Raw genomic sequence first — 21,522 nt, 5'->3', positions numbered from 1 at the left:
AAATTATTGGCGTGTCTGAGGATAAACTATATGCGCTGGGTTCGATATATTGCGATCGCCATTATCAATGCTTTCGGTGTCGTCATCGGTATTATTTGGGTTGCAGTCCCCGCAACAGTGGCTCAACCTTCCCTAAACTACCAACTCGCAATCTCTGGGCGACAGCCAGACAGCGAAACTCCGCAATCCCTTTCGGAACTCTACAAAGTGCGCGATCGCCTCAAAGTACAATTAGATAACCTTGCCAAAACTCCCGACAGCACCCCGTTTTTCCTAGAACCTTGGAAACCAGAAATCCACCGCCAGCAATCCCAAACTCTGACGCAGCAACTCCAAAACGTTCAAATTCAGATTCAAATAGAAGAAAGAGCCAAATATAATTGGGACGATGCTGCTAAATTAGCCGCCCAAGCAGTCTTAATTGGACGCACTTCTAATCCTTCTTCTGCTACCTGGGAACAGTCCCAGCGGCTGTGGCAGTTGGCTATCAATACGCTGCGACTCATTCCTCACGATTCTTTTTTGGCCGATCGGGCGATCGACAAAACCATCGAATATCAAGGAAACCTCAGTGTCGCTACCTATGAAATGCAAGTCGCACGTTCTATTGAGAAAATTAGAGCCGAGGAAGAAGAGATAAGAGAGCGAGCCCGCAAAGAGCAAGAGAAAAAAGAGTTTGCTCGTCGAGAAATAGAGAGAAAAGAGCAAGAGAAAAAAGACTTAGCTAGAAAAGAGCTTGAAAGGCAAGAATTCCAAAGGCAAGAATTAGCCAGGAAAGAACTTGAAAGGCAAGAATTAGCCAGGAAAGAACTTGAAAGGCAAGAGTTTGAAAAGCAAGAATTAGCCAGGAAAGAACTTGAACAACAAGAATTCCAAAGGCAAGAATTAGCCAGGAAAGAACTTGAACAACAAGAACTTAAAAGACAAGAGTTAGCACAAAAAGAACTAGCAAAAAAAGAACTAGAAAGGCAAGAATTAGCACAAAAAGAACTAGAAAGGCAAGAATTAGAGAGAAATCAGCAAGCAACTTCTCAACCAACTCCTCAACAACCAACCGCAACACCAACTATCGCCCCAGTGACACCCGCCGCGTCGCCGTCGAACTTTTTCTTTGCGGGAGATACCAACAGAGACGGCCAAATTAACGAGCAAGACGAAGCCGGAAAAGAACAATGGTCTTTGTCCAGCGGCGCGCTAATTTTATTTAACGATCGCAATAACGATCGCGGCAAGATACCGACTTGGCAACAAACCAAAGTTAGCGCTCCCCGCCGCGCAGCAATGCTTTCTCAAGTTAACTTAACACTGTCTGAAAACTTCAAAACCTCTCAATTATTTATTACGGCTGACAGCATTGCTAGCCCTCACATCAGCGTTTTTCAGAAGACTGGCGACGGCTGGCAACCTGTAGATATATCCGGTGCTCAACCTCTAGTTTTCAGCACGGAGATTGTTTTAGGTGTCGAAGCAAAACAATTTGCCGATCGCAACTGGAACGGCAAAGTTAATCTTAAAGCAACTGCCCAAAACAACGGTCAAGAAATCGCCTCCACAACGATCCAAATGGGCGTTAGTCCTTGGATGATAGCGCCCAATACAGCACCAGTAACCGAAGTTACGGTCAGCGACAGAGGCTCGGCAAACAGCGAATTCATCTCCCAACTAAAACAAGCAGTAGAACCCACGGGCGCTCAAGTAAAAATTATCCAGGGCGATCGCACTTGGATGCAAGATACCCAGAAAAACGGATACGTTCAACTTCCCGAAAACTCCGAAATACGCCAGTTTAATGTAGCCCTAAAAAGCAATAGCAATCCAGCTATTAACAAGCCTGATAAATTAACTCAAGACCGGGATTTAAAAGTATTTAACATTGGCAATCCTCGCTCTTTAGACCCTATAACTCAGTGGTCTGACGGATACGGAAATTTGCAGGTGACACCGCCGATTCCCGGACACCCAATGGGTCGAGTTTATTACGGGAATTCGGGAAATGCTAGTTTTAATCCAGAGGTACTTGATTTTATTCAAGCTCAGAGAATTCAAGGCCCGCCAGTGGATATTGATACTTCTTGGCTTTTGACTCGCCAAGTCGATGAAATTATCAATTTTATTCCGAGTCAAACTCCCGGAAAATATGTAATGGCGATCGCCAGTCCAGAAGCAGGAGTTAAGCTGTTGGAAGAATTGGAGGGAAGAGGTTACGGCGATGTCACTATTAATCGCGGTTTGAGCACTAAAACAACAGTCAGCGCCGCCTTGCAAAATCGCGCTTTAATTCAACACAATCTCTATTTGCAAAAGCAGAAACTCAATCCGATTGTAGAGAAGTTGAAAAGAGAGTTTTTACTCGGAGACGACCAAATTATTCAAGTTCCGGTGATGTTTGGCTACAGCGGTTATGCTTGGTGGCCGAATATGGTCAATTCGGTGCCAGTTAACGGCAAGTTGTTAGTTTCAAATCCGCGCGGGCCAATGATTGACGGTGTAGATTACACTCAAGAAAGATTGCGCCAACTGCTGCTTCCTGCTGGCGTCAGCGTTAGTTTTCTGGATGACAGGTATTATCAAGAATTGAAAGGAAATGTGCAGTCGGCGACGAATACTGTGAGGAAGTCAGAAGAGCAGCCTTTTTGGCAGTCTTTGCCTAATAATTACTAATGGGTAATGAGGAATGGGGAATGGGGAATGGGTAATGGGTAATTTGTAGGTGCGGGTTCCACCAACAATACGCGCCTATAACTAACAATCTCATAAACCCGCCCCCACCCAACGGTAAATCGCAAGATACGTCTTTTTTTGAAGATACAATGGGTGGGTGTTACCAACAATCTATATTTAAAAGTAACTATCTCCTCAACCCGCCTTCCTATGCTAATATTTAGGAAAACTATGCTAGGAGTTTAACAAATGGCTACCCTGCAAATAGAAAATATACCAGAGGAATTGTACGCGAGACTGCAAGAGTTAGCCGCGGCTCAAAACCGCTCGATTAGCGCGTTTGCGATCGCCATTTTAGAAGCCGAGTTGTCAACAGAGACAAAACCCCTCTCAGGAAAACGTAAAAAGTCTGTAACAGAACTATTGGCAGAAATCAGCCGCCGTCGCGAGTCTCGTCCGGCGAATATGGGGATGATACTAGATAGTACCGCTTTAATTAGAGAGGATCGCGACAGATGACCAATCCAGTGAGGTGCGTAGTCGATGCTAGCGTGGGGATTAAGCAATTTATCCCCGATCCGCTGTCATCTAAAGTCGTTCAATTGTTTACCCATCTTGAAATTCCACAGACTGAAATATTTGTACCCGATCTGTTTTATATTGAGTGTGCAAATATTATCTGGAAGTATGTCCGTGCTGGACTTTACGCTGCTGCCGATGTTCCAACAGATTTAGCTAATCTTAGAGCTTTATCCTTGCGTGCAGTATCTACTGCTGAACTGATTTTAGATGCAACAAATATCGCCTTAAATTATGGAATTTCTGCTTATGATGGCAGTTACGTTGCTCTTTCACAGCAAGTTGACGCGCCTTTGCTAACTCTCGACCAAAAGCTAGTCAGAGCTTTAGCAGGCACATCTTATAATGTTCTATCGTTTAACGATTTCGATGTACCAACACCGCATTAGCCTTAGCTTTATAGGAAATTAATTCACTTGTTTATTCTTATTAGTAAAAAGATCGATCGCTATAATATAGATACGACATTCCCAGCAGCCAAACCGCTGATCAACTATGACACTAAAAGAATTAGAACCGCAACTGCTTTCCCTGACTCCGCCCGAGAAAGCTCAAGCAATACAGATATTAGCTCAAAGTTTAGCTAACACCTGGCAGGGAATTGAAAAAACTCCCGGTATAGTCGGCGGTAATGCCAGGATTGCCGGGACTAGAATTTGTGTTTGGGGATTGGTAGAGTCTCGTCGATTAGGTGCAACTGATGCTCAACTTTTAGAAGATTATCCGCATCTTAGTGCTAGCGACTTGAAAAATGCCTGGGCTTATGCTGAAGCATTTCCTGACGAGATTGAAGCAGTAATTAAGTTGAACGATATAGACTAATATCATGGCAGGTTTGTATGCAGATGAACAATCTTCCTTCTAACTTTTGCCTGACGCTCGATAATTAATCCGTGTATCCGTGTCAAAATCCGTGTCGTGCCTTCTTCCTTCTGCTAGATAATTTCAGTGCAGCCGATCGCACCAGTAACGTAAAATGTCTAAAAGCGGTCTTTCTAAAATAAATTTAGCCTTATGAGCGACGAACAGGAAAAAAATCAAATTTTGACTCAGCAACCGGAAACAATTTCTCCTACCAGCGATGAGCTCGATCGCACTGCAATTGTCAGCGCTGATTCAACTTCCGAACCCGCAGAAACTCCGGTTGAAATTGCCGCGCCCGAAGATATTTCAACCGCAATGGATGAAGCCGAAACAATTCCAATTGCCGCCGATATCGCGCCGGAAACAACTCAACCTGCAAGTTATCCGCCTCCAATAATTCAAACGGCGAGTCTCGAACCGAAACCAGCTCGAATTTGGCAAATCTTGGCAGTTTTTCTCAGCGGAATGTTAGTCGGTTCCGTGCTCAGTCTCGGCAGTTTGCTAGCGTGGAGAATGTATCAGGAAAGAGCGAACATTCAAATCAGACTGCCCGCTGACGTACCCCTCCCCCAAAGCCCTCCGCCTGTGGCAGCAGCGCCCGCCAACCGCCTGCCCGGAGTTCCCCCAGCACCAAGCACGGCACGGCCATCAGCAACCGCCCCGTCGCCCATTCCCACTCAAATACCCTCCCTGTCTGCGGTTCCGCAACTTGCTTCGCCGTCGCCGCTGCCTTCTCCTTCTCCCGCTGCGGTAGAAACTCCTGTAACGGAGCGAGTTAACTTTCAAGCCGGTGCTACGGGAACTACTCTGAGCAATAGTTTGCGAGCCAACAAATCCAAGCGCTACTTGCTAGAATGCAATAGCGGCCAAAGCATGACAGTAAAGGTTCAAGAAGGTGATGTTAGCGCAGCAATTATTGCTCCTAACGGTGAAAAAGTGGGCACTGCAAATAGCACAAGTCAGTGGCAAGGTCAACTAGCCAGCAGCGGCGATTATACTATTGAAATTTCCGGCGATCGCCAAGCAAACTACGGTGTTAGAATTGAAGTCAAATAGCAAGTATAATTGTATCGGGGGGTAGTTAAAAAATACATAAACTCGCCCTGGTTGCCAATTACAAATTACCCATTACTAATTACCAATGATCGCACAAGTATCTCCAAGCATCTACGAAGCAAAAACCCAAGAAATTGCCAAAGAAATCCTGAAGGCAACTCAAGACAAAAAGCGCTCTTTTTTCGGCCAACTGCAAGACCAAATGCGCTGGGACGACAAACTGATGGATTGGGCAATGGCCAGCCCCGGACTGCGGGTGCAATTGTTTAGATTTATTGACTGTTTGCCCGCCCTGCGCAGCAAGCCGGAAATTGCCCGCCACTTGCAAGAATACCTGACCGCCCAAGAGGTAGAATTGCCCGAAGCTTTGAAAAAATTGCTCAATTTTACTAACGCTGATTCGATTCCCGGACAATTGGCGGCGACAACGGTTGCGCCTGCTGTGGAAACTTTGGCGCACAAGTATATTTCTGGGGAAAATATCAAGCAGGTTGTTAAAACTTTAGAGCGGCTTCGCAAAGATAAAATGGGTTTTACAGTTGACCTTTTGGGGGAAGCTGTGATTACTGAAACTGAGGCGCAAATTTATCTTAACCGCTATTTGGAATTGATGGCGGAATTGAGCAATGCAGCGAAGAATTGGTCGCAGGTAGATGCCATAGACAAAGCTGATGGTGAAACTTTGCCGCGAGTGCAAGTATCTGTCAAATTAACCGCTTTTTATTCTCAGTTTGACCCGTTGGATGCTAAAGGCAGCGAGGAGAAAGTCAGCGAGAGAATTCGCATTTTACTGCGTCGCGCGAAGGAGTTGGGGGCGGCCGTTCACTTTGACATGGAACAGTACGCCTACAAGAGTTTAACTCTCAGCATTCTCAAAGAGTTATTGTTAGAGGAAGAGTTTCGCGATCGCACGGATGTGGGAATTACCATGCAAGCATATTTGCGCGACAGCAAACAAGATTTGCAAGATATTGTTAGCTGGGCAAAATTGCGCGGAAATCCGCTAACAGTGCGTCTGGTAAAAGGTGCTTACTGGGATCAGGAAACTATCAAAGCGATGCAGAAAGATTGGCCGCAGCCTGTCTACAATGACAAAGTTGCGACAGATGCCAACTTTGAGGAAATGACGCAGTTGCTGCTAGAAAATCACGAATATTTGTATGCCGCAATTGCTAGCCACAACGTTCGATCGCAAGCGAGGGCGATCGCCATTGCCGAAACTCTCAATATACCGCGCCGCCGCTTTGAAATGCAGGTACTGTACGGCATGGGCGACAAATTGGCTAAGCTTTTAGTCGATCGGGGTTATCGCGTCCGAGTCTACTGCCCCTACGGCGATTTGCTGCCGGGAATGGCATATTTGATCCGCCGTTTGCTGGAAAATACCGCCAACAGTTCCTTTATCCGGCAAAGTTCCGAAGAAATGCCGATCGACCAATTGTTAGCCGCGCCAGTAGCTAATGGAAATGACCAGCTAGTTTACAGCAAAGTATTTCCCAACGTCGCCGATACAGACTACGCCAATACCGAATTGCGGCAACAAGCAGAAACAGCCATCAAATCAGTACGGGGTATCTTAGGACAAACCTATTTACCCCTAATTAACGGCGAATATCAAAATACCGAAACCACAGTCAATTCCCTCAACCCTTCCAACCCCGCAGAAGTAGTTGGTAAAATCGGATTGCTTTCCGAAGAACAAGCAAAACTTGCCCTGCAAGCAGCCAAAGATGCCTCTCTCGGTTGGCGAAAAACCCCCGTCAGACAGCGCGCCGGCGTCCTGCGAAAAGCAGCAGAACTGATGGAAAAAAGACGGCACGAACTGTCAGCTTGGATGGTGTTTGAAGTCGGAAAACCTGTCAGAGAATGCGATGCCGAAGTTTCCGAAGCTATTGATTTTTGCCGCTACTACGCCGACGAAATGGAACGGTTGGAACAAGGGCAAAATTACGACATAGCCGGAGAAACCAACCGCTACAGCTATCAGCCGCGCGGCATTTCTTTGATTATTTCCCCTTGGAATTTCCCCCTAGCAATTCCTGTCGGCATGACAGTTGCATCGCTGGTTGCAGGTAACTGCACTTTGCTCAAACCTGCGGAATTTTCCTCAGTAATTGCCGCAAAAATCACAGAAATTTTGCTAGAAGCCGGCATTCCCAAAGGCGTATTTCAATACGTGCCGTGCAAAGGTTCAACGGTGGGCGCTTACATGGTGAAACATCCCGACGTTCACATGATTACTTTCACCGGTTCTCAAGAAGTTGGCTGTCGGATTTATGCCGATGCCGCGATTTTGCAGCCGGGGCAGAAACACCTGAAACGAGTAATTGCTGAAATGGGCGGCAAGAATGCAATTATTGTCGATGAAAGTGCCGATTTAGACCAAGCAGTTGCAGGCGTTGTTTATTCGGCATTTGGATATAGCGGTCAAAAATGTTCCGCTTGTTCGCGAGTAATTGTGGTCGAATCGGTGTACGATAACTTTGTGGCAAGATTGGTAGAAGCCACGCGATCGCTCAATGTCGGCGCAGCAGAAAATCCGGGCACTCAAGTTGGGCCTGTAATCGATGCCACCGCCCAGTCGCGCATCCGCGAATACATTGAAAAAGGTCGCGCCGAAGCTAAGATAGCCTTAGAAATGCCTGCACCGGAAACAGGTTACTTCGTCGGGCCCGTCATTGTTACGGAAGTATCGCCGACAGCAACTCTCGCCCAAGAAGAAATTTTCGGCCCGGTTTTGTCGGTGATTCGGGCCAAGAATTTCAGCGAAGCGATTACCATTGCTAACGGCACTAATTTTGCTTTAACTGGCGGATTGTATTCTCGCACACCTTCGCATATCGATCGAGCCGCATCCGATTTTGAAGTCGGAAACCTGTACATCAATCGCGGAATCACCGGCGCTGTGGTATCGCGGCAACCCTTTGGAGGATTCAAACTTTCGGGAGTTGGTTCCAAAGCTGGCGGCCCGGATTATTTGCTGCAATTCCTCGAACCCCGCACAATAACCGAAAATATTCAGCGGCAAGGTTTTGCGCCGATTGAAGGAGTAGACTAGAAAACCTATTGGTAGGGTGCGCCGGGCGGTGCACCTTACTAAACAATTTTATATAAAATAAGTTATTGCACAAATGCAAATCACTAAAAACAGCAATAAAGTGCATCCTTTTCATGCAATGCCTCCCAAGGGACTGCGAGTTGTAATTGTCATTTTATTAGTTCTTGGCATATTCTTTCGCTTCGCCAACCTAGGACAGAAAGTTTACTGGATAGATGAAAGTTACACCTCCCTGCGGATATCTGGCTATACAGAAGCTGAGTTTATTCAGCAAGTAGGTGACGGTCAAATTCGGGACATTAAATACTTACAAAAGTATCAGCGGACTAATTCCGAAAAAAGCGTAGTCGATACTGTAAAAGGATTAGCATTAGAAGAACCTCAACTCGCCCCGCTGTATTTTGTAGCGACGAGATTCTGGGTGCAACTGTTCGGCGATTCAGTGGCTGTAACTAGAAGTATGTCGGCAGTTTTTAGTTTGCTAGCATTGCCTTGTATGTATTGGCTGTGCTTAGAATTATTTGAGTCCTCGCTGACAGCTTGGTTGGCAGTTTCATTACTAGCTGTATCGCCTTTTCAAATAGTTTACGCTCAAGAAGCTCGACCTTACAGCTTGTTTATATTAGTAGTTTTACTCTCAAGCGCAACTTTGCTGCGGGGGATGCGGCTAAAAACTAACAGCAGTTGGGCACTTTATGCAGCAACAGTAGCACTGGGATTTTATTCTCACCTATTATTTGCAATGGTGGCGCTAGGGCATGGAATCTATGTAGGAATTATAGAAAAATTGCGGTTTAACAAAACTGTTATTGGCTATTTGCTAGCATCAATTGCTGGATTTATTGTTCTATCTCCATGGACTATAGTTTTTATAAAAAACTCCCACAATGCCAGTCAAAAAACAGTATGGCTGTCTATAAGAATGCCAGTATTAGAATTAATGAAAAACTGGGTTTTGAACATTAGTCGTCAATTTTTAGATGTGGGATATTACTCGGATTTGCCGCGATTATATTTGATATTAACCCTGCCTGTTATTTTAATGATTTTAATAATTGTTGGCTATTCTTTTTATTTGCTTTTAAATCAGACACCAATGCGTGTTTGGTTGTTTGTTGTGACATTGATGTCCGTGACAGTAGCGATTTTCTTACCAGCAGACTTAATTTGGGGAGGGATTCGGTCTATCAACACTCGTTACATGATTCCCTGTTATTTAGGAATGCAGATATCTGTTGCTTACCTGCTGGCTGAAAAAATTACATCTCCTACAGTGAAAGTCCAATTCCAAAAGCTGTGGAGGCTGGCTATGGCTGCTTTGCTTTCTATTGGAATTATATCCTGTAGCATTTATTTGTCATCAGACTCTTGGTGGAATAAAGACCGCTCTTATATTAACATCCCGATCGCCCGCACAATCAACTCAGCTTCTCGGCCATTACTCCTAACAGACTTGTGGGTGTATAGTGTAGATACGATCGGCAATTTACTCGGTCTGAGTTACTTAATCAATTCCCCAGCTAAATTTTTAGTATTGCCACCTAAAATTGTTAAAATTCCCCAAAATTTTAACGAGATTTTTGTGTACCTCCTTTCCCCTGAATTAAAAACTGAAATAGAAAAAAATACTCCTTATGAAATCCCAACTATTTACACTCTAAAAAATCAAGATATAATTTTGAGTAAATTGCGAAAAAAGTGAATTTTGGTTGGAAAAATACGTTTTAATGTTCCCCGAAAATGCTTGGGTTTTCTGATAATCGCTGTATTAGTTATTGGTGTATTTTTTCGCTTCGCAAATCTCGATCGCAAATTTTACTGGATCGACGAAACATATACTTCTTTGAGAGTTTCTGGCTACACCGAAGCCGAAATGCTCAAATAAATTTCGTACCAGCAAATAATCTCGCCCTCGGATTTACAAAAATATCAGCAGATAAATTCCGAAACAAATTTAACTGACACGCTGTTGGCATAATGATGCTAGCTTTAGTCGGCTATGCCCTTTATTTTCTGTGCCGACATACACCAAAACGGGTGTGGTTATTGATATTGTTGTTAATTGCAACAACCGCTATATTTTTAGCCGTACCCGATATACTTAAAGGCGGGAGGCGATCGGCAAATCCGCGATATTTAGTTCCTTGTTATGTGGGGATTCAGCTAGCAGTAGCTTACCTGCTGTCTGCCAAAATTAGCAACTATTTTGATAACTTCAAACAGCAAAAACTGTGGAAAATCGTTATAGTTACACTGTTTTCTGTAGGTATCATATCCGCTGGAATTAGTTCTGGGGCCGATAGTTGGTGGAATAAAGGCAGCGGTTGGCTGCGGGCCGAATTGGAAGTAGCTGAGACTGTCAATCAAGCCCGAAATCCCCTAATTATCAGCGATGCCAATATCGCATATATCATGCCTTTAAGTTATCACCTGGAACCAAAAGTCAAACTGCTAATAGAACCCCGCTGTTACACTTCTTGCTATAAAAATCGAGAATTGGTACTGAAAAAACCGCCAGCCCCGAAAATTCCCGGCGATTTGGGCGAGTTGTTTTTATACAGACCGTCCTCAGCTTTGCGATCGGCAATTCAGCAGCAAAACTATCAAATAGATCCGGCTGACGCTAATGTTGAGCTCAATCTCTGGAAAATTACCAAAAAGTAATCGGAAAGGATTAAGGAAAAAAAAACCCGCTGCTTGCCAAAAAATGTCTTGTTCACCGCGACATACGGCCCAGAAACGGGGTTTTTGGGAGTATGTCGCGAGTATAGTTCAATAGGGCTGCTTTTCGGGGTAAGCTAGAAGTTAAGAATCAAAAAATAACATCAAAAATCTACAATCTACAATGACAGTCACTGAAACCTCCAACATTCGCAAACTGCTGTGCGATCCAGACTTAGGGCTGATCCCTCACCTAGAAAAGTCCCTGAAAGACTTGCACTCATCTGCGATCGCCAACGGAGAGAAATTCAAGGTAGAACCTTACGATATAGAACTCAAAAGCTGCCACACCCAGAAGCATCCCAACGACCAAAAACCCCTCGTCACCCAGTCAATGTTAATCAAAATCCCTCTAACTGGGAAAGTTCAAGACAAGATGGAACTATATCTGATCGCAACTGAGTTGCAGAACCAAATCGACTTCAAAATTATCGACTGGAGTGCCTTAGAACGCCGCCAATACGACATTCACGGCATCCCTTTAAAGCAGCCCATCACCAAAATAGACGGCCAGATGAATTACGAGTTAGTATTCGATCGACCAAACTACTGCTGCATCACCCTGTGCCGCCAATTTGACTTAACTTACGCCGCCAATTTTTAATACCAATTCTGAAAAGTAGCGATAGAGATAGATTGTACGCAAGCATTTGTAGGGACACGGCAATGCCGTGTCCGGCGCGGGGAGTAGGACACGGCTGTTATCAATTACCAATTCGCTATTATATCTATTCCGGCTGCGCCGGAATGATATAGAGGACACGGCAGTGCCGTTTCCCTACGCCAGATTAATTGTAGGGACACGGCACTGCCGTGTCCTGATTTTGGGTTATATTAATTCCGATGCAACCGGAATTGATATAACCAATTAATTCAAACCGCTCGATTGGCAGTTTCTGCAAGAATCCTCTTAATTTGGGCTGGAGTCAGATTTGGATTAGCCTGCAACATCAAAGCTATTACCCCAGCTACGTGCGGCACTGCCATTGAAGTACCCGCAAAATATCGATAGGGAATCCCCGGTTCAGAAAGCGGCACAGTTGAATAAACGTCACCAGAATCCGCCCTGCCGCCGTCGCCGCCCGGAGCAACAAAATAATTGATCGCCTCCGTTCCCGCGCGGTTAGAATAATCCGCAAACAAGCGATTTCGGGTAACAGCACCGACAGCAATTCCTACCTCCCCAGCAAACCGAGCCGGATAATCTACTTGTGGGCGAGCATCATTTCCCGCCGCCGAAATCACGATCGCGCCTTTAGCTTCAGCGGCTCGAATAGCATTCAATTCTTGATCGTTCAACTGGAGGCCGCCCAAACTCACATTAATTATCTTTGCTCCATTTGCCACCGCATAATTAATCGCATTAATTTCATCCCTAATTTTCCCCACCCCCGCCTCATCGAGTATTTTCAAAGGCATAATCTTCGCAGTCGGAGCCGTTCCAGTAATCCCCACCCCATCTTTTTTCGCAGCAACTAAACCCGAGATGTGAGTGCCGTGATTGTTATCGTCCATCGGGTCATTATCGCTGTTGACAAAATCCCATCCCCGAAAATCGTCCACAAAGCCATTGTTGTCATCATCAACCCCGTTGCTAGCTTTATTTCGACCGATCGCATCAACACCGGTTTCCCCCGCATTGCTCCAAATATTCCCGGTCAAATCCGGGTGATTGTAGTCAACTCCGCTGTCGATAACTGCCACCACAATGCCGTCTCCAGTCAAGCCCTGGGCCCAAACTTCTGGAGCTTTAATTAAATCTCTGCCCCACTCGTCGCCGCCCAAGTCGGGAACGTCAGGAAAAGTTGCAACACCCTCAGCTTTAGCAACTGCGGCGGCGGCATTCACCAAACCAAAGCCGAAACGAGTGTCAAAACCTTGCAAGTTGCTCGCATTGTTATCAGAAACAGTTGCAGGGGTTGCAGACAGATTTAAGGTAAAGTTTGTACTGCCTTGGTATTGATAAACTCGGACAAAGTAAGTTCCTGCTGCCAAAGCGTTGAGGTCGATCGACTCCGGCGATAAATCCGATTCTTGAGAAGAAGCAATAATATCGGTGAAGTCAATAGAATTGTCGCCGTTAATATCTTTAATTACAGCCACGTCAACATCTGCCGTCAAACCGCTGACACTTAATTTAAAGTCGCTAATTGCAGGCAAAGTAAAGCGGTAAAGGCCGTCTGGCCGGGCGTTGCTAACCGAGTCTGCGATCGTTTGAGTGCCGCCCAAAACGCCTAAATCGCGAGCTCGATCCAGTTGGTTGCCCAATACGGTAGTTGCAGAGATGAATGTATCGGCGAGGTCTTGTGGAGATGCGTTGGCTACCAAGCCTAAAATAGCATTGGATTGGCGAATTTTAATTAATGTATTGGAAATACCGGGGGCGATCGAGATTTCTTCGAGAATCAAGTCAGCTTCGGTAAGGTTGTCAGTCAGTCCGATCGAATCCACAAAACTGTTAAAGTCAGTAATAATGTCTGCCGCGGCCGGATCGGAGACTGCGGAGTTGCTGCGGAGGACAAAGGTATCTGGGCCCAAACCCCCTGTCAGCGTATCTTTGCCCGCATCGCCCACTAAAACGTCGCTACCGCCGCCGCCGTCGAGGGCGTCCCCTCCCTTACCTCCCTGCAAGGTATCGCTGCCGAAATCGCCAAACAGGAAGTCATTGCCGACACCGCCGTTGAGCAAATCGTTGTCCGCACCTCCGAACAGCGTATCGGAATTGCTGCCGCCGAGAATGCGATCGTTACCATTATCACCGCTGATGCGATCGGCATCCGACGAACCGACAATAAAATCGTTACCTCCGAGGGCAAAAAGTCCGTTAGGATAAGGAGTCAAAAAGCCAGGAGTCAAGGCGAAACTGTTGGGGCTATCATCTAAAAGATAGGAAACACCGTCAGAGCTCGGGCCGGCCATAGAAATTTACTCCTTAAGTACGATCGATCTAAATTTTAGATTTAAAACATGAAATTGTGGTTAAGGAATCTACAATCCCAAATTCACTAATCAGGAGCGGAAAATGGGAAAACAACACTTGCATCGAATTCAGAATTTTTTCAACCTCGCGAAAGCGCGTTTAAAGCCTTATTTGCGCTATTTGATTCTGGGCGGGACGTTTTTATTTATTGCCCAAGCTTTGTTAACTCACTGGCGAGAAGTCGCGAATATCCGAATTCGAGCCGAAAGTTTTCCGTTGCTGGCGATCGCCCTCGGCGTCACTTTATTTTCTCTAATTTTTGTCGGCTGGGTGTGGATGTTGATTTTGCGGGAATTCCGCCAACCTGTAAATGCGGCGTGGGCGATTCAGGTTTTTCTCAAAACTAATATTGCCAAGTATTTACCGGGGAATATTTGGCATTTTTGGGGTCGAATATTGGATGCCAAAAAGGCGGGCCTTTCGCCTAAAGTTGCTACTCTCAGCGTGTTGTTAGAACCGCTGCTGATGGCTTCTGCAGGCGTTTTGATTGGCTTGCTGTGTTTTGATAAAATCAATTGGTTTTTGCGGATTGTCGGTTTTGCTGCTATTTTAACGGCGATTCATCCCCGAATTTTAAATCCGATCGTTCTCTTTGTAGAGCGGTTGAAATTATCAAAGAATAATGGAGAAAATTCAAAGACTGAGGAGGCTGCGGGCGAGGCACTCAATTTTCGTGCAGAGTCTAGCTCAAATATAGCGAAAAAAACATCTAATGTCAAGTCCCGCCGCCAAATTAATTTGCCAATTAAACGCTATCCTTTAGTGCCGTTAATCGGACAAATGTGTTTTATCGGATTGCGGGGCTGCGGTTTTTTGCTAACTGTAACGGCTTTAACTCCGGTGAACTTTAGCAATATTCCCAACTTGTTAGGTGCTTTTTGTTTTGCGTTTGTTGTCGGTTTAGTCGTACCGGGTGCACCGGGGGGAATGGGAGTATTTGAAGCAACGGCGATCGCCCTGCTGTCCGATCGCTTTTCTACGGGTATAATTCTGAGTGCGGTGGCTTTGTATCGGATAATTAGCATTCTGGCGGATGTTTCGGGTGCTGCTTTAGCGAAGATCGATCGCCAGCGCGATCGGGGAATTAAAAATAGGTGAATTTGTATTGTGTAATATCAATTCCGGTTGTATGGGAATTAATTTTACCCGAAATCAGGACACGGCAGTGCCGTTTCCCTACAATCGATCGCGGTAGGGAAACGGCACTGCCGTGTCCTCTATATCATTCTGCGCGACATGAAACGCTGCGTACATAGACAGCCGATGCTACCGGACAGGATCTGTACCGCTAATTATACCGATTCTTTCTTAAAGTATTCATAAATTTAGATTGCTTATTTCAGTAATTTTACGGAAGAAACAGCCGCTTGTTAAAGCAAAAAACTCAACATTTCCACGGTTGCTAAAACTGCGCCCAAAGCATAAGCTTGCATAAAGCATTTTTAACAATCAGAAAGAATATGAAAGCGATCGCGTTTATTGACAAGAGTGTATCTGACTATCAAATCTTGGCTGCCGGTGCAATTTCGGGAACGGAAATTGTATTGTTAGACACCGCAGCGGACGGGATCGAACAAATTAGTTTAAGATTGCGCGATCGATCTTTTGAAGAAGTTCATATTATTTCCCACGGGGCGCCCGGATGCTTGCAATTGGGAAATACTCGGTTGAGTTGGGAAAATTTGGGCGGGCTGAAAGCGCAAATCGAAATGTGGGGGCGGGAGCTCGCAGCAAATGCGGAAATTTTGATTTACGGGTGCAGGGTGGGTGCAGGGGCGATCGGGCGATCGTTCGTGGAAAGATTGAGCGAGTTAACAACAGCAAAAATTGCCGCTTCTGCCACTTTCACCGGGAGCAAAGAATTAGGTGGAGACTGGGAATTAGAAGTAAAAACCGGGAAAATAACAGCGCCCAAAGCCTTCGATCCAGAAGTAATGGCAGCTTACAGCCACATTTTAAATCTCTTCTCGCCAGCTACCACTTATAGCATAGGAGGCTTAGATCCTCGGTCCGTCGTGGTAAACGACTTTAATAGTGACACTTTCCCTGACTTGGCTGTGGCGAATTATGGCTCCAACAACATTTCAATTTTGCTGGGAAATGGTACGGGTAGCTTTAGTCCTGCTACCAACTATGATGTGGGTTCAGAGCCGAGTTCAGTTGTAGTCGGCAGCTTTAATAACGATACTTTCCCCGACTTGGCTGTAGCGAATCGTGGCTCCAACAACATCTCCATTTTCCTGGGAAATGGTACGGGTAGCTTTAGTCCTGCTAGCAACTATAACGCGGGGTTCACTCCCACCTCAGTTGCAGTGGGCAACTTTAATAACGATAGTTTCCCCGACTTGGCTGTGGCGAATTCTGGCTCCAACAACATCTCTATTTTATTAGGAAATGGTACGGGTAGCTTTAGTCCTGCTACCAACTATGACGTGGGAGCATATCCCACCTCAGTTGCAGTGGGCAACTTTAATAACGATACCTTCCCCGACTTGGCTGTGGCGAATTATCAGTCCGACAACGTCTCAATTTTGCTAGGAAATGGTACTGGTAACTTTGGTGCTGCTACCAACTACAACGCGGGAGCATCTCCCACCTCAGTTGCAGTGGGCAATTTTAATAACGATAGTTTCCCTGACTTGGTTGTAGCGAATTATGGCTCTAACGACATCTCCATTTTCCTGGGAAATGGTACTGGTAACTTTGGTGATGCTATTAACTATTACACAGGGCTCAATCCCACTTCAGTTGTAGTGGGTAACTTTAATAACGATACTTTCCCCGATTTGGCTGTGACGAATCGGGGCTCCAGCAACGTCTCAATTTTGCTGGGAAATGGTACTGGTAGCTTTGGTAATGCTACTAACAACTCTGGCTTTGGGTCAAATCCCCTATCAGTTGCAGTAGGTAACTTCAATAACGATGCATTCCTCGACTTGGTTGTGGGGACGGAGAGTTATAGCAACAATATTTCAATTCTGCTTGGTAGACTATCTGTAAGTTTCGGCGCGGCCAATTACACGGCTACCGAAGCGAGCGGAACAACATTTGTGAATATTCCTGTCACTCTCAGCGGCGTCCCAACTGAGGACGTGACTGTATATATCAAGCCTGCTTCTGCACCTGGCGGCAGTGGCACGCTCACTTATGGTTCTGACTTCACCGTAGGTGAATATCCCTTTTTCCCCGCAGGAACCACTGACCTCACCCAAAATTTTCAAGTCGCTGTTTATAACGATTACTTACCTGAAACAGATGAAACATTTGTCTTTGAATTTGATACAGATACAATGCAAGGTGCGGGTGCAGGGACAATTTCACAAACTACGCTGACTATTCCAGCTAACGGCACCATATCCTACGGAGTTGGTGGTAGCTATCCAATATCTGAAGGCAACACAGGCTCTGCTTACGCTAGCTTCATGGTTGGTCACGGCGCATTCAATGACAATGGCTTCACCAGTACCATTGACTATACGATTACAGGAACGGCTGATAGCACTACGGACTACACTGGCGTCACTTCCGGTACTCTCAGCTTCCTTCCCGGTGAAGTATATAAGGAGATACCCCTCAATATTATCGGAGATACTTCGATCGAACCTGATGAAACTATTACCGTCACCATATCAAATCCCCGCATTACAAGTCCTGTTGCCGCCCCCGATCCTGTAATTGATGTTGCTAGCTATACGCTGACAATTATTAACGACGACTTTCCAGACATTACCGTAAATCCGATCGCCGGATTGAACACCACAGAAGCCGGAGGAACGTCAACTTTTACCGTCGCACTCAACTCGCCTCCAACTGCGCCAGTCTCGATCGGCTTAACCAGTTCCAATCCCGCCGAAGGAACGGTTTCTACTAATAGTTTGACCTTCGATCCAACTAACTGGAGTATTCCGCAAACAGTAACAGTAACTGGTGTTGACGACAGCGCAGCCGACGGCCTGCAAACTTACACTATTGTCACCGCCCCTGCTACCAGCGCTGACACCGATTACAACAATCTCAATGCGGATGATGTCACCGTCACCAACTCCGACAACGAAACAGCAGGAATTACCGTCAATCCGACATCGGGATTAGTTACAACAGAAGCGGGCGGTACTGCTAATTTTAATCTAGTTTTGAACACGCAGCCGATCGCCCCCGTGACGATCGACTTAACCAGTGACAATTCCGCAGAAGGAACGCTTTCTACTAATAGTTTGAGCTTCACTCCGGCTAACTGGAATTTACCGCAAACTGTCACTGTAACCGGTGTTGACGATCGCATTGCTGACGGATCTAGCACTTATCAAATTATCACGGCTGCCGCTACCAGTACCGACAGCAACTACAGCAGTCTCAATTCTCCCGATGTCACCCTCACCAATACCGACAACGATACCGCAGGCGCCAGCATCAGTAACAACTCCACGACAGCCACAGAAGGCGGTGCGGTGGGAAGTTACAGCTTTCAGTTAAATTCACAGCCGATCGCACCTGTTACAGTTAGTTTTAATACGGGAAATCAAATCGATGCGATCGCCCCAATTGTCTTTGACAGCACCAACTGGAATGCGCCTCAAACCGTTACTGCAACTGCAAAAGATGACGCGGTTGTCGAAGGCGCGCATACGGGTTCGATCGCCCATACAGTCACCAGTACCGATCCTAAATATAACGGAATGGCGATCGCACCCGTCAGCGTGGCGATCGCCGATAACGACATCCCACCGACTCCGACTCCGACACCAGCAGTAACGCCGACTCCTACGCCAGCAGTAACGCCGACTCCGACACCAGCAGTAACGCCGACTCCGACACCAGCAGTAACGCCGACTCCGACACCAGCAGTAACGCCGACTCCTACGCCCAATAACGAAAGTGCGATCGTCAGTTTTTCCCAACCGATTTACTCAGTAAATGAAAGCAGATTGTCGATCGTTCCCGCAACTATTAGTTTGACTCGCAGCGGCAATCTCAGCAATTCTTCTGAAGTACAAATAACTTATCCGATTGGTTCGGCAACTTGGGGTACAGATTGGAACATTCCCCCCAACTTTTCACCTGTTGTTACCTTCAATCCTGGCGAAACCAGCAAAAGTTTTACCGTTAATATTTTACCGGATAACTTGACTGAAGGTACAGAAGAATTGACCTTCGGAATAACGGGCGATTTCAATCCAAATATAAGTTCCCAAAATACGGCAACGCTGCGAATTTTAGATGCGGGTACTGCGTCAAATTCTCCGACTCCAACACCCGATCCGGCACCGACACCAACGCCGTCAAATACCCCAACTCCAACACCCGACATTACACCCACACCAACACCATCAAATTCTCCAACGCCAACACCATCAAATTCTTCGACACCAACACCAACACCGACACCAACGCCGTCAAATACCCCAACTCCAACACCCGACATTACACCCACACCAACACCGTCAAATTCTCCGACGCCAACACCGTCAAATTCTCCGACACCAACACCAACCCCGTCAAATTCTCCGACGCCAACACCCGATATTACACCCACACCAACACCGTCAATTTCTCCGACGCCAACACCAACACCGTCAAATTCTCCGACACCAACACCCGATATTACACCCACACCAACACCGTCAATTTCACCAACACCAACACCATCAAATCTCCCCAACAATCCACCAATACTCAACAAAAATCCGATTGCGACTCCGTGGAACTATAGCACCTTCCGAGTCAGCAATTCATCGCAGTTTGAATATCAAGTTCCATCCGCTGCTTTTATCGATCGCGATCGGGGAGATACCCTAACTTATTCAGCTACCCTACAAAACGGTCAACCTTTACCGAGTTGGCTCAATTTCAACCCCAATACCCGCACTTTTAGCGGTACAACTTCGACGTTGCAATCGCTGGAGATTAAACTAACTGCCACCGATAAAGCAAGGGCAAGTGCGAGCGATAAAATATTACTGAATGTCACTCCTAGCGGTGTGTTAATTGACAGCTACATTGCCGGGGCAACTCTGTTTTTAGATGCCAACAAAAACAGCATTCTCGACGCTAACGAACCATTTACAACTACGGGAAGTAGCGGTGAATTTGAGCTAGATATTCCCTTTGAAATATTCGACACCAACAAAAACGGCGAACTCGATCCGAGTGAAGGAAATTTAGTCGCGATCGGCGGCACAGATACAGCTACCGGTTTGCCTTTAGAAACTCCGGTTACTGCCCCTAGCGATGCTACCGTCGTCACCTTATTAACCAGTTTAGTTGCTGATTTGAGAGATCGGGGAACTGACCCGGAAATTGCGCTCGATCGAGTGCGATCGGCCCTGGCTTTGCCTGCTAATATCGACCTTTTAAATTTCGATCCTATCGCCGCGACAAACACCAACCAACCGGGCGGGGTTGAAGTTTTGGCAGCAATGGTAAAAGTGCAAAACTTCATCACTCAAACTGCTAATTTGATTGCCGGTGCTTCCACAGCTTCGATGGCAGCAATTACTCAGGAAGTTGTCAAGGCAATTGGCGATCGCATTCAATCTAACAGCGCTCTCAATTTGAGCAGTGCCAATACTTTACAGCAAATTATAGAACAAGCAGCAGGGAAAATGCGGGCGATCGATCCAAATTTTGACTTGCAAAAAATCTTGCCAATTTCCCAGCAAGCAGCCGCAGTTATGGCAGCAGCAAATCAGCGAGTTGACTCGGTTGTTTCTAACTTTATGCCGGCAGCAATTCCCAGCGAAATTGCCCGCGTTCAAAAAGTAGCATTAGGGGAAACTTCGCAAGATTTAAAAGCAGTCACTGCGGGAATTAAAAGCATCGATCTGGCTGTTGCTGAAAATACCGAAACAGCATTAACCGCTCAAATTCAAGGTGCAAAGCCACCGAGTTCGCCAGCAGTTCCAGTTGTAACGGGCGAAGCAGAACTTGTTAGCAATTCCCCCAATGCGATCGACGGCACAAACGGCGACGACAATCTCATTGGCAGCAGCGACAGTGACATTGTTACGGGCCAACGCGGCAGCGATTTCATCGACGGCAAGAGCGGCGCAGATACCGTTTACGGAGGTAAAGGCAGCGATGTTTTACTCGGCAGTGACGGCGAAGATATCTTGTTTGGAAATCGCGGTGATGACAGTTTGATTGGAGGTGCGGGAAATGATACTTTAATTGGAGGTGCTGGGAGCGATCGCTTTTTACTCTCCACCAATTCCGGTATCGATATTATTGCCGATTTTGAAGCTGAAAAAGATTTGCTGATGCTCGCTGATGGCTTGAGATTCGAGCAATTAAATGTTATAGAAAACAGCGGTGCAACTTTAATTCAGTTTGTGGAAACAGGAGAAATTATAGCTGCTTTAAACGGAGTTTCTGCTAGCAGAATAAGTGCTGCCGATTTCAGCTTAATTTAAACAGGATCGCAACTGATATCAATTCCGTTAGCATCGGAATAATATAAATGGAGGACACGGCAGTGCCGTGTCCCTACCACGATCGATTGTAGGGACACGGCAGTGCCGTGTCCTCGCTTATCATAAGGAGTGCAGCCGGAATTGATATGACGCACCACGCAATAAATGGTGCGTCAGAATTAGTCAGAATTAGA

General features: G+C 46.1%; 13 protein-coding genes. 12 read left to right on the top strand and 1 reads right to left on the bottom strand.

Features of this window, described 5'->3' with window-relative positions; translation table 11 throughout:
* The first annotated feature begins 30 nt into the window (after positions 1-30).
* From QUA02_RS09605 to QUA02_RS09560, 10 genes are all read left to right on the top strand, one after another.
* Positions 31-2,661, top strand: coding sequence for a protein-arginine deiminase family protein (locus tag QUA02_RS09605; RefSeq protein ID WP_333026974.1), 2,631 nt, complete (start codon positions 31-33; stop codon positions 2,659-2,661).
* 249 nt (positions 2,662-2,910) lie between these two features.
* Entirely contained in the window at positions 2,911-3,180 is a 270-nt protein-coding gene (locus QUA02_RS09600) for a FitA-like ribbon-helix-helix domain-containing protein (protein WP_332979110.1), read from the top strand.
* The gene (locus QUA02_RS09595; protein ID WP_333026972.1) at positions 3,177-3,629 is read left to right on the top strand and encodes a type II toxin-antitoxin system VapC family toxin; all 453 of its coding nucleotides are present in this window, start codon (positions 3,177-3,179) and stop codon (positions 3,627-3,629) included. Before QUA02_RS09600 ends, QUA02_RS09595 begins: the two co-directional genes overlap by 4 nt.
* Before the next feature lie 106 nt (positions 3,630-3,735).
* Entirely contained in the window at positions 3,736-4,062 is a 327-nt protein-coding gene (locus QUA02_RS09590) for a DUF433 domain-containing protein (RefSeq protein ID WP_333026968.1), read from the top strand.
* Between the two features lie 192 nt (positions 4,063-4,254).
* Positions 4,255-5,160, top strand: coding sequence for a hypothetical protein (locus QUA02_RS09585; protein WP_333026966.1), 906 nt, complete (start codon positions 4,255-4,257; stop codon positions 5,158-5,160).
* A gap of 85 nt (positions 5,161-5,245) precedes the next feature.
* On the top strand, positions 5,246-8,218 hold the full coding sequence (pruA, locus tag QUA02_RS09580; protein ID WP_333026964.1) for an L-glutamate gamma-semialdehyde dehydrogenase: 2,973 nt from the start codon (positions 5,246-5,248) through the stop codon (positions 8,216-8,218).
* 73 nt (positions 8,219-8,291) lie between these two features.
* Positions 8,292-9,920: a glycosyltransferase family 39 protein gene (locus QUA02_RS09575; protein ID WP_333026962.1), complete on the top strand. Its 1,629-nt coding sequence runs from the start codon at positions 8,292-8,294 to the stop codon at positions 9,918-9,920.
* A gap of 3 nt (positions 9,921-9,923) precedes the next feature.
* Positions 9,924-10,103, top strand: a complete 180-nt coding sequence (locus QUA02_RS09570; protein ID WP_333026961.1) for a hypothetical protein — start codon at positions 9,924-9,926, stop codon at positions 10,101-10,103.
* A gap of 92 nt (positions 10,104-10,195) precedes the next feature.
* Positions 10,196-10,882, top strand: coding sequence for a glycosyltransferase family protein (locus tag QUA02_RS09565; RefSeq protein ID WP_333026958.1), 687 nt, complete (start codon positions 10,196-10,198; stop codon positions 10,880-10,882).
* 181 nt (positions 10,883-11,063) lie between these two features.
* Positions 11,064-11,543, top strand: coding sequence for a hypothetical protein (locus QUA02_RS09560; protein WP_333026957.1), 480 nt, complete (start codon positions 11,064-11,066; stop codon positions 11,541-11,543).
* 269 nt (positions 11,544-11,812) lie between these two features.
* Here QUA02_RS09560 and QUA02_RS09555 read toward each other — a convergent pair whose 3' ends face one another.
* Positions 11,813-13,858: a S8 family serine peptidase gene (locus QUA02_RS09555; RefSeq protein WP_333026955.1), complete on the bottom strand. Its 2,046-nt coding sequence runs from the start codon at positions 13,856-13,858 to the stop codon at positions 11,813-11,815.
* Between the two features lie 103 nt (positions 13,859-13,961).
* Between QUA02_RS09555 and QUA02_RS09550 the strand changes: the two genes are divergently transcribed.
* On the top strand, positions 13,962-15,017 hold the full coding sequence (locus QUA02_RS09550) for a lysylphosphatidylglycerol synthase domain-containing protein (protein ID WP_333026953.1): 1,056 nt from the start codon (positions 13,962-13,964) through the stop codon (positions 15,015-15,017).
* A gap of 362 nt (positions 15,018-15,379) precedes the next feature.
* Entirely contained in the window at positions 15,380-21,328 is a 5,949-nt protein-coding gene (locus tag QUA02_RS09545; RefSeq protein ID WP_333026950.1) for a DUF4347 domain-containing protein, read from the top strand.
* Positions 21,329-21,522: the final 194 nt, after the last annotated feature.

Origin of the sequence: Microcoleus pseudofavosus SVA1_A4, from assembly GCF_036700565.1 — a bacterium.
Lineage (GTDB): Bacteria > Cyanobacteriota > Cyanobacteriia > Cyanobacteriales > Microcoleaceae > Microcoleus.
Note: the sequence above shows the minus strand (reverse complement) of the source record. Positions and strands in the feature narration are given on the sequence as shown.

Coding starts and splice junctions, on each gene's coding strand:
- QUA02_RS09575 (WP_333026962.1), top strand. CDS start 8,292: ATGCAAATCACTAAAAACAGCAATAAAGTGCATCCTTTTCATGCAATG.
- QUA02_RS09550 (WP_333026953.1), top strand. CDS start 13,962: ATGGGAAAACAACACTTGCATCGAATTCAGAATTTTTTCAACCTCGCG.
- QUA02_RS09565 (WP_333026958.1), top strand. CDS start 10,196: ATGATGCTAGCTTTAGTCGGCTATGCCCTTTATTTTCTGTGCCGACAT.
- QUA02_RS09600 (WP_332979110.1), top strand. CDS start 2,911: ATGGCTACCCTGCAAATAGAAAATATACCAGAGGAATTGTACGCGAGA.
- QUA02_RS09595 (WP_333026972.1), top strand. CDS start 3,177: ATGACCAATCCAGTGAGGTGCGTAGTCGATGCTAGCGTGGGGATTAAG.
- QUA02_RS09555 (WP_333026955.1), bottom strand. CDS start 13,858: ATGGCCGGCCCGAGCTCTGACGGTGTTTCCTATCTTTTAGATGATAGC.
- QUA02_RS09590 (WP_333026968.1), top strand. CDS start 3,736: ATGACACTAAAAGAATTAGAACCGCAACTGCTTTCCCTGACTCCGCCC.
- pruA (WP_333026964.1), top strand. CDS start 5,246: ATGATCGCACAAGTATCTCCAAGCATCTACGAAGCAAAAACCCAAGAA.
- QUA02_RS09545 (WP_333026950.1), top strand. CDS start 15,380: ATGAAAGCGATCGCGTTTATTGACAAGAGTGTATCTGACTATCAAATC.
- QUA02_RS09560 (WP_333026957.1), top strand. CDS start 11,064: ATGACAGTCACTGAAACCTCCAACATTCGCAAACTGCTGTGCGATCCA.
- QUA02_RS09585 (WP_333026966.1), top strand. CDS start 4,255: ATGAGCGACGAACAGGAAAAAAATCAAATTTTGACTCAGCAACCGGAA.
- QUA02_RS09605 (WP_333026974.1), top strand. CDS start 31: ATGCGCTGGGTTCGATATATTGCGATCGCCATTATCAATGCTTTCGGT.